General features: G+C 37.8%; 15 protein-coding genes and 2 pseudogenes. 16 read left to right on the forward strand and 1 reads right to left on the reverse strand.

What is annotated here, in order from left to right:
- Positions 1-101: 101 nt before the first annotated feature.
- From M3196_RS01290 to M3196_RS01340, 12 genes and pseudogenes are all read left to right on the forward strand, one after another.
- Complete coding sequence (locus tag M3196_RS01290) at positions 102-566, forward strand: NUDIX hydrolase (RefSeq protein WP_251320451.1); 465 nt, start codon at positions 102-104, stop codon at positions 564-566.
- A gap of 136 nt (positions 567-702) precedes the next feature.
- Complete coding sequence (locus M3196_RS01295) at positions 703-900, forward strand: hypothetical protein (RefSeq protein WP_251320452.1); 198 nt, start codon at positions 703-705, stop codon at positions 898-900.
- Between the two features lie 37 nt (positions 901-937).
- Positions 938-1,189 carry an HIT family protein gene (locus tag M3196_RS01300; protein WP_251321695.1) on the forward strand — a complete coding sequence of 84 codons (252 nt, stop codon included), beginning with the start codon at positions 938-940 and terminating at the stop codon, positions 1,187-1,189.
- A gap of 186 nt (positions 1,190-1,375) precedes the next feature.
- Positions 1,376-1,981, forward strand: a complete 606-nt coding sequence (locus M3196_RS01305; protein WP_251320453.1) for a histidine phosphatase family protein — start codon at positions 1,376-1,378, stop codon at positions 1,979-1,981.
- 116 nt (positions 1,982-2,097) lie between these two features.
- Positions 2,098-2,535, forward strand: coding sequence for an ASCH domain-containing protein (locus M3196_RS01310; RefSeq protein ID WP_251320454.1), 438 nt, complete (start codon positions 2,098-2,100; stop codon positions 2,533-2,535).
- A 99-nt stretch (positions 2,536-2,634) separates the two neighbouring features.
- The gene (locus tag M3196_RS01315) at positions 2,635-2,910 is read left to right on the forward strand and encodes a DUF3986 family protein (RefSeq protein ID WP_251320455.1); all 276 of its coding nucleotides are present in this window, start codon (positions 2,635-2,637) and stop codon (positions 2,908-2,910) included.
- A 236-nt stretch (positions 2,911-3,146) separates the two neighbouring features.
- Complete coding sequence (locus tag M3196_RS01320) at positions 3,147-3,419, forward strand: DUF2277 domain-containing protein (RefSeq protein ID WP_251320456.1); 273 nt, start codon at positions 3,147-3,149, stop codon at positions 3,417-3,419.
- A 306-nt stretch (positions 3,420-3,725) separates the two neighbouring features.
- Positions 3,726-5,090: pseudogene (locus tag M3196_RS01325) on the forward strand (molybdopterin-dependent oxidoreductase); the annotation flags it as partial.
- A 126-nt stretch (positions 5,091-5,216) separates the two neighbouring features.
- Positions 5,217-5,378, forward strand: a pseudogene (locus M3196_RS22165) (YdeI/OmpD-associated family protein); the annotation flags it as partial.
- Between the two features lie 290 nt (positions 5,379-5,668).
- Positions 5,669-6,103 carry an SRPBCC family protein gene (locus tag M3196_RS01330; RefSeq protein WP_251320458.1) on the forward strand — a complete coding sequence of 145 codons (435 nt, stop codon included), beginning with the start codon at positions 5,669-5,671 and terminating at the stop codon, positions 6,101-6,103.
- A gap of 141 nt (positions 6,104-6,244) precedes the next feature.
- Complete coding sequence (locus tag M3196_RS01335; protein ID WP_251320459.1) at positions 6,245-6,775, forward strand: GNAT family N-acetyltransferase; 531 nt, start codon at positions 6,245-6,247, stop codon at positions 6,773-6,775.
- A gap of 102 nt (positions 6,776-6,877) precedes the next feature.
- Positions 6,878-7,585 (forward strand): DNA alkylation repair protein, encoded by a 708-nt coding sequence (locus M3196_RS01340; protein ID WP_251320460.1) that lies wholly within the window; start codon positions 6,878-6,880, stop codon positions 7,583-7,585.
- Positions 7,586-7,754: 169 nt separating this feature from the next.
- Here the strand turns inward: M3196_RS01340 and M3196_RS01345 are convergent, their stop codons facing one another.
- A complete protein-coding gene (locus M3196_RS01345) occupies positions 7,755-8,516 on the reverse strand; it encodes a helix-turn-helix domain-containing protein (RefSeq protein WP_251320461.1) in 762 nt (253 codons plus the stop codon).
- 272 nt (positions 8,517-8,788) lie between these two features.
- Between M3196_RS01345 and M3196_RS01350 the strand changes: the two genes are divergently transcribed.
- The 4 genes from M3196_RS01350 to sspL all read left to right on the forward strand — a co-directional run bounded on the left by M3196_RS01350 (position 8,789) and on the right by sspL (position 12,545).
- Positions 8,789-9,574, forward strand: a complete 786-nt coding sequence (locus M3196_RS01350) for a sugar phosphate isomerase/epimerase family protein (RefSeq protein WP_251320462.1) — start codon at positions 8,789-8,791, stop codon at positions 9,572-9,574.
- 4 nt (positions 9,575-9,578) lie between these two features.
- Complete coding sequence (locus M3196_RS01355; RefSeq protein ID WP_251320463.1) at positions 9,579-10,772, forward strand: Gfo/Idh/MocA family protein; 1,194 nt, start codon at positions 9,579-9,581, stop codon at positions 10,770-10,772.
- A 30-nt stretch (positions 10,773-10,802) separates the two neighbouring features.
- Entirely contained in the window at positions 10,803-12,170 is a 1,368-nt protein-coding gene (locus M3196_RS01360; protein WP_251320464.1) for an ABC transporter substrate-binding protein, read from the forward strand.
- Positions 12,171-12,407: 237 nt separating this feature from the next.
- Positions 12,408-12,545 carry a small, acid-soluble spore protein L gene (sspL, locus tag M3196_RS01365; RefSeq protein WP_066292290.1) on the forward strand — a complete coding sequence of 46 codons (138 nt, stop codon included), beginning with the start codon at positions 12,408-12,410 and terminating at the stop codon, positions 12,543-12,545.
- Positions 12,546-12,553: the final 8 nt, after the last annotated feature.

A 12,553-nucleotide genomic window follows, 5' to 3' on the forward strand; every position in this document is an offset into this window, starting at 1 on the left:
TAGAAAAGGCACAATATATTATTAATAAATACATGTTAAGAACATAGTTTATCAGATTTTATTTTATTTGCGGTATACAGTTTAAAGGAGAAATAACTATTATGGCAAAAACGTCGGGCTGTTTTACGGTAGTTATCAATAAAGATGGTCATATATTATTAGCAAAGAGAAAAGATTATCCAATCTGGGATTTACCTGGCGGAACATGTGAAAAGGAAGAACCGTTAGAAAATTGTGCTATAAGAGAAACGGAAGAGGAAACTGGGTATATTATTTCGATTAATCGAAAAATAGGAGAATATTATCAACCTCAATACGACGATATGCAACATTTATTCTTAGGAGAAGTAATAGGCGGTTCGCCAATAAAGGATGGACCTGAAACAGAAAAAGTGGAGTGGTTTAACCCTAACAATTTACCTTTGCTAATGATTCCGAATAGAAGAAAACAAATTAAAAGTTTTTTAAAACATAAAGATATAATTGTAAAAGATTCAATAACAGTTTCTCATTTTAAAATCTTTTTATATAAAGGATTCTTAAAAGTATTTAGCAAAATGCTATGAAGTTTTGTTGAACTAACTGGTGCATCTTTTTAAGAAGGGGATGTTCTCTTTCCTTAGAATTAATAGTTCTTATAAAAGAAGGTTGCTATCTACTGTCGAAAGCTTATTAAGAATCTACTTTTAGGAGAGAAAAAAAGTGTATAAACATATGCCATCTAATTACACATGTCCTTTTTGTTTAGCTGTTAAAGGGAAAGAGGATCAAGAAAATAAGTTAGTTCAGACTAAGCAGAAAGACATTATATATAAGGACGATTACGTAACGGCTTTTATTGCAACATTATGGTGGCCGAATAATAAAGGTCATGTGATAATTATACCGAACCCATTATGAAAATATATTCGATTTACCTATAGAGATAGCCACTAGAATACATAAGTTATCCCAGCAAGTATCCTTCGCACTTAAAGAGTGTTATAAATGTGATGGGATTTCAACAAGGCAGCATAATGAGCCAGGTGGAAGTCAGGATGTTTGGCATTACCACCTGCATGTATACCCAAGATATTTCGAGGATAATCTTTACCTGACTCATGGGAGTTTAAGTGAACCCACTGAACGTTTAGTGTTTGCCGAAAAGCTCAGAGCTTGGTTTCAAGCTAATATTCTGGTGAAAAATTGATAAACAATAGGAAGCTGTATGTTTGGCAGCTTTCTTCTTCAACAAAACCAGCTAATATCGAATTAAGAATGGTACTAATTCATACTTCTTCAACAATCGGGTCGGATTAACGCCATTTTTATGGAACTTATTGAACAAACGTAGCAGGATAGCTGAAGAACTAGATATTAAGAAAAGAGTGGGAGAATGACTACCATAGGACTAATTCGGCACGGAATAACTGAATGGAACTCCTTAGGTAAGGCTCAAGGAGTAAGTGATATTCCTTTAAATGAGATTGGCAGAAAACAAGCCACAAACATCGGAGATAGGCTATCTCTTGAAGAACAGTGGGATATGATTATTACGAGTGACTTATCTAGGGCATTTGAAACTGCGAAAATTATTGGAAGTAAAATAGGCTTGCCCATTAGTCATATTGATGAAAGGGTAAGAGAAATAAATTGCGGGGAGATTGAAGGCACTACGGAAGAACAAAGAGTCAAACAGTGGGGTAGGGAATGGCGTAATTTAGAACTTGGAATGGAAAACTTTGAAGACGTATCTAACAGAGGAATAGACTTTTTAAAAGATATAGTTTGTACATATAAAGGTAAACGAATATTGGTAGTCAGCCACGGTGCTTTAATCGGATTAACCTTACAAAAGTTACTTCCTCAGAAATTCCAGCAGACTTATATTGATAATACATCAATTACTATTTTAAGTAATATAGAAGACAAATGGGATTGTTCTTTATATAACTGTACGCGACATTTAAATCTCATTCCATCAAAGGGTGCGTTGATCTAAGAAGGATTAACGCTTTTTCTTATGGAACTTATTAAACAAACGTAGCAGGATACTTGAAGAAGAAAAACAAGTATAAGTTGTTATACTTCCAGACGTAGGGGAGGGAGGGATTTTTTGTGAAAGTAATTTCAATTATACAACCCTGGGCGACGCTTATTGTTCTTGGTGAAAAGAAGTTTGAAACTAGGTCTTGGAGAACAAAGTATAAAGGGAGTTTAGCTATACATTCAAGCAAGAAAATAGACCGTTCTGCTTCTAAAAGAGTACACATAGTACAAACATTGAATAAACACGGAATAGTCATCTTAGACGACTTACCAACAGGAATGATACTTGCTACTTGTAATCTCGAAGGTTGCTTTGAGGTTAGTGAAGATAAAGGAATTTCGGCTGTATTAGGTAATGAATATCACATTGCTTCAGGAAATGAATATCAACTTGGTGATTTTAATAAAGGTAGATATGGTTGGTTATTATCTAATGTGAATGTCTTGGATAATCCAATTCCAGCAAAAGGACAACTGGGTTTATGGAATTATCAAAAGTTAGAATAATTCAGAAACCGATTATATTCAGTATCAAGGAACAGTTTGCTTGTTCAACAAAACGGGTGCTTTAGTAGAACAAGGAAGGGTTAATGAAAGTGGTACTAAATGGAAATAGTATATGACGATAAATATCATCTGCATTTAGGTTATTACGAAAATAACTTAGATTATGAGTCTGTTGCGTACAAGAGACTATCAGAAGATGTATGGGATATCTTCTTTGATTTTAAACAATATGGGATTAAAAATACTACCCAAGAAAATGAATTAACATTAAAGGGAATTGGAACAAAGATTTTTTCGATCCACGACAAGGACCTTAATTATGATTTCGGAGTAAAACAATTTGAAAAGTGGCTAACCTTACATAAGATAATTTAATTTCATTGGAACTCCTTATTTTAAGCAAACGGATGCATTTCTGAAATAGGAAAAGCGTCTTTATTACTTATTCTATGGGTTTTAAGACTATCAACCAGGAGCATTTAAATTAACATCTTTGTTGTAGTTTAGAACACTTTCTGCTTCTAAAAAAATTAGAATTCCTTTATAGAAAAGGATTGTAAGGATTCCTTGTGGAATGGAATGCAGGATAAGAAAACAAAAAGGAGAAATTTATGTGCCGAAACATTAAAACATTATTTAATTTCGACCCACCAGCTACCGATGAAGAGATTCATGCAGCAGCTATTCAGTACGTCAGAAAGATAACGGGCTATAACAAGCCTTCAAAGGCGAACGAGGATGCGTTTAATCACGCAGTCAATGAAGTAGCAATGATTACTAAGAATTTATTAGACACTCTGGAAACCAGTGCAGAACCTCGCAATCGTGAGGTCGAAGCTGAGCGTGCTCGTGTCAGAGCAGCTAAAAGGTTTGGTACAAGTTAGAGGAATAAAGAATAGAAAAAAGTTAAAGCAATTGTGTTAATCTTATTAATATTGTTGATCTTCTGCAATAGGTCGTAAGAATTGAACATTAAAAGGCTTTAGCAACTGTTCTTTACTTAGTTAAAGGGCAACATTCTTATAATGAGTTATTCCACAAACGGGTGCGATTGCAGGATAAAGTGGATGTTCTCCGTTTACTTTAGAAAAGTAGAAAGATTGTGGAATAAGGATTTACCTCAAATTAGGGAGTCAGTAAAATTATGAAATATGGAATTATTTGCTGCCTCAATGGAAAGGAGATAGACTATGCACTCTTTTGTGGATAGTCCAAATGGTATTTTCCCTTCAGTTTGTTCACTTGACTGCCCGGATCAATGCGGGTTGCTCCTTCATAAAAAGAACGGAAAAATTATCAAGGTCGAGGGTGACTTAAATCATCCGGTCACTAAGGGGTTTATTTGCAACAAGGTTCGAAATATGACTGAGCGACTCAATGATGAAAAGCGGCTAAAATATCCTATGAAGCGTATTGGTACGAAAGGAGAAGGGGAATTTATCCGAATAAGCTGGAAGGAAGCTATTAGAACGATTACCACCCGCTGGAAGGAACTGCTACAAAGTGATGGAGCGGAAAGTATTCTTCCCTACAGCTTTTATGGAAATATGGGAAACCTCAGTGCTGAAGGTATGGACCGCCGCTTCTTCAATCGTTTAGGAGCCTCTCAGCTCGACAGGAGTATCTGTAATTCAGCCGGAGCTGTCGGTTATAAATATACAATGGGCGGCAGTTATGGAACCGATCCTGAGGATACCATCCACACTAAGCTGTTTATTTTTTGGGGGATTAATGCTGTAAGTACCAACATGCACCAAGTAGCCCTTGCCCAACAAGCCCGGAAACAAAATGGGGCTAAAATCATTGTGATTGATGTCCATAAAAACAAAACTGCTAGATTAGCAGACTGGTTTATTCCCATTTTACCGGGGACTGATTCCGCTCTGGCTTTAGGACTGATGCATATTTTATTTGCCGAGAACATGGTGGATTCCTCATTTCTGGAGAAATATACAGTTGGTCATGAAGAGCTGAGTGAACATGTTGTGCAGTATGACCCTGTTACCGTATCGGGCATTACTGGCATACCGGTGGAGGATATTGTTCAACTTGCTAGGATGTATGGTAAAACTTCACCTGCGTTTATTCGGATTGGAAATGGTCCGCAGCATCACGACAATGGCGGTATGTTTGTGAGAACGATTTCCTGCCTTCCCGCTCTAACAGGACAATGGCTAGTAAAAGGAGGAGGGGCAATCAAAGGGAATTCTGCTTACCTGGCACACCATACGGCTAATTTACAGCGGCCTGATTTGTTAAAAAATAAAAAAACGCGGATGATTAATATGAATCTATTGGGAGAAGCCTTGATGAATCTAGATCCCCCAGTAAAATCGCTCTATGTATATGGCACTAATCCAGCCGTTGTTGCGCCAGCTGGCAATAAAGTACGAAGAGGATTGAAACGGGAGGACCTGTTTACTGTCGTCCATGATTTATTTTTAACAGAAACGGCAAGATACGCAGACATTGTTTTACCTGCCACATCTTCCTTTGAAAATACGGATTTTTATACATCATATTGGCATTACTATGTTCAGGCGGCACGCCAGATTCGGTTCACCAATGTTCAAGAAATCGTTGAGATGGAATCTATCTTGAAAGACTATATTCATGAAGCCATTGAAGTTGAAAAGGCCGGTTTGAAAGTGGATTTAAAAAAGCATACAGAATTCATAGTTCCTGAAGAACTTCAAAATAAATTCGATGAAATCCCTAACTTGAAAACTGCTTTTGAAGCATTGACGCCGGGACGGCAACGAGCTTACATTCTTTATTTTTCTAAACCTAAACAATCTAAGACTCGAGAGTCAAGGGTTGAAAATATTTGCAGGAAATTCTAGATGGAAAGGGATTAAATGATTAGTCCATGAGTAGAAAAATACTGCACACAAAAGTGTACCCTTTGGATTTTTGCTGAAAGGTACACTTTTCTTGAAAATAGCGTGCATTTCTTCAAGAAGGAGAAGTGCACTTCTTTCTTGAAGTAAACGGTAGGTTAGTTAGCAGGAGAGGAGGATTGATTCATATATGCAATTCGAATAAATAATTTTAACATGACACCCAGGAGCATTCGCCCGTTTTTCCATAGAAATCTAGTAAAAATAATATTATTGAGAGGTGGATCATTTACATGGAGACAAGTAATAAAGTAACCCTAACAGTAGAAACCACAGTTCATAAACCGGTTGCAGAAGTTTGGAAATATTGGACAGAGCCACAGCATATAACAAAGTGGAGTTTTGCTTCGGATGATTGGCATGCGCCAAATGCCGAAAATGATTTAAGGGTTGGCGGGAGATTTCTTACGAGAATGGAAGCTAAGGATGGTAGCTTTGGATTTGATTTTGGCGGAGTTTATGATGATGTAAGAATAAACGAGTTTATTTCTTACACTCTTGATGATGGAAGAAAAGTTACGATTTCTTTTATAACCCAAGAAAACGACACTAGAGTAATTGAGACATTTGAAGCAGAAGCTACCAATCCCGTTGAAATGCAGGAAGCAGGCTGGCAGGCGTTTCTGGACAATTTTAAAAAATACAGCGAAACTTCCAATAAAGCATAGGTAAAGAATCCAATAAAATTCAAATTCAGAACAATTGGGTGCATTTCTTGAAGAAGAGAAGTGCATCTTTTTATTGAAGTAAAGTGTAGGTTTACTTAAGAAGAAAAGCTATTGCTTTCTTCATTCATTGGAGGAATAGGAATGAAAATAAGAGCTGCAAAAAAAGGAGAATATGATGATACTGAGGTTTTAGTATATGAAGTATTTAAAAACACTAGTTATTCTGATGGAGAATTTGAAAAGGCTTGGCTAAAAAAAATCAGAGATAACCAATATTATATTCCAGAGCTAGATTTAGTAGTAGAGGAAGAAGGGGAGATTATTGGTCATTTTGTCCTTTCGAAATTCCCGATTAGTAAAAATTTTGAAAATGAAGTGTTAATGCTTTCCCCTGTTTCAGTGGCCATTCATAGACAGCGTAAGGGGGTTGGAGAACATATGTTAAAAGAAGGTTTGAAATTTGCTGCTGATCTTGGATTTAAAGGAGTTATTGTTGAGGGTGATTTTCGTTTTTATCGACGCTTTGGTTTTAGAACTTCAACAGAATTTGGCATATATGCATCCAAGAATAATACACCCCCTTCAGAAGAGAATTTAATGGCCATGGAATTATGCGAAAATGGCTTAAAACATATTTCAGGTGAAGTAGATTATTCAATGTATATAGTCTGATAGGATTAACCGTTGGGAATAATAGGAGATCTATTTTATGAAATTAGTATAATGGGTTAAACTTATGATGAATAGCGTCCGTAAAGAAGGAAGTGTAGAAACATGAATGTACAAATGGTTATGCAAGAGCTTGAAGCTCTCGGCAAGGAACGAACTAAGAAAATTTACGAATCCAATGGCGCGCACGAGCCGCTTTTTGGCGTGGCTACAGGCCATATGAAGCCAATCGCCAAGAAAATCAAAAAAAATCAACCTTTGGCTGAGCAGCTTTACGCGACAGGCAACTACGACGCAATGTACTTTGCTGGCATAATTGCGGACCCAAAAGCAATGACTGAGGCGGATTTTGAGCGTTGGATGGATACGGCATATTTTTACATGTTGTCCGATTTTGTGGTTGCAGTTACTTTAGCTGAAACAGATATTGCACAAGTCGTTGCCGATAAATGGATCGCTAGCGGTGAAGAGCTGAGAATGTCAGCGGGCTGGAGTTGCTACTGCTGGCTTTTGGGTAATCGTCCGGATGTTGAATTTAACGCAAGCAAGATTGCCAGTATGCTTGATCAGGTGCAAAAAACGATTCACGATTCTCCTGATCGAACAAAATCAGCTATGAATAATTTTATATACACAGTGGGGGTTTCATATTTGCCGCTCCATGATAAGGCGGTCGAGACCGCAAAGGCAGTAGGCAAAGTAGAAGTCAAACGGGACAAGAAAAAAAGCAGTTTCCTACTCGCTTCCGAAAGTATTCAAAAGGAAGTAGATAAAGGGAAGCTTGGTTTCAAACGCAAATATGTAAGATGTTAAACGATAACTTTGAAAAGCGGAAATAATACATCTCGACTTATCAAAAACGCATGACACAAAAAAATGTCATGCGTTTTTTTTAACTGATTTCCAACTGATGTAAACATACAAAAGTAACCTTAAGGGAAATGACTCACCGGGTATTATCTGTGTTGGATATTTTTCGTTTTTAAACAATATGGCTCGGTGCTACTCCCATCCATTTTTTAAACATTCTATTAAAATAAGATTGGTCACAGTATCCAAGGTATTCTGCTATTTCGCTAATAGACATCTGCGTGTTTTTTAGTAGATTTAGAGCCGAATTGATCCGGATTTGATGCAAGTACTGGATGGGGGTGTTCCCAACTACTTCTTTAAATAATACGGATACGTAATTTGGCGTTACACCTGCTAATGCAGCCAATTCTTCAATCGTTACGTTACTTCGGAAATTATGCAAAAGATATTTCTGAATCTCCCGTGCGATCCGTTCTTTGGCCGGAGAAGCCCTTTGTTCAGAGGACTCTTGAGCAATTTGGGTTAACAGTTCGGATAAGACATATTTGGACATTAGTTCAAAATAGGGTTTCTTCCACAATAACTGGGTAAAGAGTGTTGAAAATCGTTGTTCATAATAAGGGGAATTGGACGTCTTATACCGGTAAATCTCGTTATGCTTTGTAAAGTGCAACGTGTTTTCCAGAGATCGATCCTCCCACAGAAACACAACTGTATATTTTTGGTGCGATTCCTCTGGATGGTTTTCCCACGCGCGATCAATGCTAGAAGGGATATAAAGTATTTCTCCTTTTTCCAATTCCACGTATTCTTCATTAATCCAATAAATGACTTTCCCTTGAGATACATAAACGAGCGTAGCACACCCTCGATCTTTTCCGATGCTCCATTTTGGATTGACATCATGATAAACCCCTTGAATATTCATCATTTCATCCTCTTTTTAAATTTTATTGGTGAAATATACAAATCTGAACGGTTTTGTATATTCCACGATCACCTTTCTCCTGATATTATCAAAATAATCAGAAAAATGCTAATGTTTAATAGAAAGAGAGGCTGATGAATATAAGGGTTTAGTTGTACATTTTACTGATTTGAACGTTTAGAGAAAAGATTTGTTCCTGAAATATTTACACTATTAGTAATGAATTATCCAAACATGATCATGCGATGAAGTATCACTAAATTTGGAGGGGTTACATGAAATATACAGTTGCTTCGTATTCATTCAACGGATTAATGAATCAAGGGAAAATGGATGTCTTTGGTTATCTGGAAAGTGTTAAATATCGGTATCATCTTAACTCTGCAGATATTTGGAATATGATGCTAACCAGTTTTGATGTGGATTACTTGAAAAAAGTAAAAGAAGCGATGGATGAAAAGGAAATGGATCTTGCTAACCTGTGCGTGGATTGTGCTGAAGTATGGGATCCCAACCCAGAAGCCAAGGAGAAGTGGTATCAAAATGCACTGAAAAATTTGCGTGCTGCAGAAATACTGGGGGCTCGTACCGTTCGTATCGATATGGGCGGAAGAGATCTGGAGATGACGGAAGAACAATTTGAATATACAGTGAAACGCTATCAAGAATATGCAAAAATTGCGCATGATTGCGGTTTTAAGATCGGTCCCGAAAATCATTGGGGAGCTTCCAGGGTACCTGAAAATATTAAAAAAGTTTACGAGGCAGTCGATCATCCTTCTTTCGGAATTCTTCTGCATTTTGATAATTGGGACGTAGACAAAGAAAATGGGGATCGCCTTTGTGCGAAATATGCGTTTCATACCCATTTAGCTGCATGGGTGATTCCGGATTGTGAAGACAAACTGAAGATCTTGCAGGATGTCGGCTACCAAGGATACCTTGGGATCGAACATCACTCGGGAGTAAATGAACACAGCCAAGTCGCATGGCAGCTAGCAACAGCACGTAACACATGGAAAAACATGCAAACAAACAAGCTGAAAGAAGTTGGGGTATAACCGTATGAAAAAAATTCGGATTGGGATCATTGGTGTTGGAATCATAGGCAAAGTTCATTTAGATGAATATGCAAAATTGGACGGCGCAGAAGTAGTGGCGGCATGTGATATTGACGAAGTCGAACTGAAACAGGTTGCTGAGAAATACAACATTCCCGATACTTACACAGATTTCCGCGAGATGCTCCAACGAGAAGATATTGATGCGGTCGATGTCTGCCTGCATAATAACCTTCATGCACCGATTACCATTGCTGCATTGCAGGCTGGTAAACACGTGTACTGTGAAAAACCGATCGCCGGTTCGTACTTGGACGGTAAGCGGATGGTAGATACAGCAAAAGAATGCGGGAAAAAACTGCATATTCAATTGAGCTTCCTTTACGCTTTAGAAACGAAAGCAGCTAAAGTTTTAATTGATGAAGGGAAGCTGGGGAAATTGTATCATGCTCGTTCCACAGGATTCAGACGTCGCGGAAGACCTTTCGTAGACGGATACGGAACGAAAGATTTCAATCAAAAGGAAATCGCTTCCGGCGGAGCACTTTTTGACATGGGCGTATATCGTATTTCTCAACTGTTATATCTGATGAATTTACCGAAAGTGAAGACCATCACGGGTAAAACGTATCAGGAAATGGATATGGATGAAAAACGCAGAGAGATCAGTGGATTTAATGTAGAAGAACTTGGTTTAGGCTTCGTAAGGTTTGAAGGTGGACTCACACTCGACATTATTGAATCGTGGGCGATCCATCTGAACGGCTTTGGAGGCAGCAGTATGGTTGGAAATAAAGGCGGAATCTCTTTTCATGGACAGGTGAATGGGGAAAATACGCCATTAAGCTACCATACAACTATCGGCGATATGGATATGGACGCAGCCTTTGATCTAGGGGGAGCGGACTATAGATGGCATCAACTGAGAGAAAATACAGATGCCTATGATTCTTCTCAACATCATTGGATCGCGGCACTTCAGGGCAGGGTTGATTTGTTGCCAACAGCAGAAATTGCTCTTCAGACCATGCTGATCAGTGAAGGGATTTATTTGTCAGATCACTTAGAGAGAGAGGTAACGGCTGAAGAAGTTATGGCTCATTCAAAATCTCAAGTGTTAAAACCTAGGAATCTATCTTATCAACAAGAAATTGTAAACGATTACAACCTGGAGCATGAGGGTTTGGCTAATGGATAAAAGAGTTGATAACGAAATGAGGTGTAGTTGATGAAACGATTAATGTCTTTACTGGCACTTTTGGTAATCGTGATGCTTTTCGGTTGCAATGGATCAAATGAAGGTAAAAAAGGCGATGATGGAGACACCGAAAAAGTTACCATTTCTTTTGCAAGCTGGGGTTTAGGTACTAAAGAAGAACAAAACATCGAGAGGTTGATGATTAAAGAATTTGAAAAAAAATATCCGAACATTAAAGTAAAGATTGTGGAGTCGATCCCAAACGATAAATGGAACGATGGATTAGCAGCTGCTGCAAGTGCAAATGAGATGCCTGATGTGTTTATGCTTTCACAGATTCCTCCAGGTATAGCAAATGACTGGCTATTAGATGTTACCGATCTAGCAAGGGATGATGAAGATTTTGCAAAAGTACCTGAAGTGGTTCGAGAATCTGCAACTTACGGAGATACGATTTACGCATTACCAGCAGGACAACAGTTCTTGGGGTATTATGTCAACAAAGATTTATTCAACGAAGCGAATTTAGATGTGCCAGAAAATGGTGTAAGTATTGATGAGTTTGTTGATTCTGTTAAAAACATTACGAATATCAGTAAAGGACAGGTGGGCCTCAATAATCCATTAGCTATTCTTGACTGGTATCCGGCTGCAGTAAGTGAAACCCTCGGTTGGTATACATACACTGAGGAAGGATATCACTTAGACAGCACTGAATTCATTAATGGCTTGAATGTAGCTAAGAACATTGTTACGAATAATCATTCCTATGAATCTTTAACAGACGAACAAAAAAGCAACTTTAATGGAACTCACCCTGGTGAAGTTTGGGCCTCCGGCGGCTTGGGGTTAATATGGGATGGAACATGGGCACTCTCTTCCTACGAGGAGAATCTTGATTTTGATTATGATTTTATTGGTATTCCTGGTGGGAGAACTGTTGTGGCGAATGATTATATGGGAATCTCAAAAACGACTAAACATGCAGAAGAAGCCTATTTGTTTACAAAGTGGATGACTTTTGGAAAAGAAGGATACTTGAAACGTATAGACATTGCTACAGAAGAAGGCAAAGTATTAAATGGTGTACCCGTTACTACCGATAAAGATGTACTGGATGCTTACTTTGAAATTCAAGATCTTCCCGGAATACGTACTGCATATGAAAACATAGAAAATGCCGTTATCGAACCAGTAAAAGCAGTTCCTGGATATGTACACTCGAGATGGGAAGCTCCTACAGGGGTGAAAGTTAAGGATACTCCAAATGCTAATATTCATGGCATTCTGGAAGCTTCTGTAGAAGGTGAAATAAAGATTGAAGACTATATCTCTGAGATGAATAAATTAGCTAATCAGAAATATCAAGAGGCCAATGAAGCGATTGGTCAAAAATAGGAGACAATCATTTTATTTTGGCGTGCATTTCTCTTTACGAAGGAGAAGTGCACTTTTTTTATGGAAGTAAAGGGAATGTAACCAGAAATAATCTTTGTTATTCAAATTAAATAAGGAAGGAATAAAAAAGTATCGAAGGAGATATGGGATCCAATATTTTGAAATATAGGCAGACAGAATTATGTAAAATATAAATATACTCTATGGCAAATCCTATAGATACAGGGGGTGAAAAATATGGCAAAAAAGAGCACTGGAAAGGGTCGAAAGGCATCGAGTGTAAATCCACAGGGCATGAGCCCTGATGTTGAATTCAGCAAAGAACCTGTATCCGAACTTGCTAATCGTGCGAAAAAGAAAAACACAAAAATCTAATTTTTGGC

The sequence above is a fragment of the Fictibacillus nanhaiensis genome (assembly GCF_023715445.1).
Taxonomy (GTDB): Bacteria; Bacillota; Bacilli; order Bacillales; family Fictibacillaceae; genus Fictibacillus; species Fictibacillus nanhaiensis_D.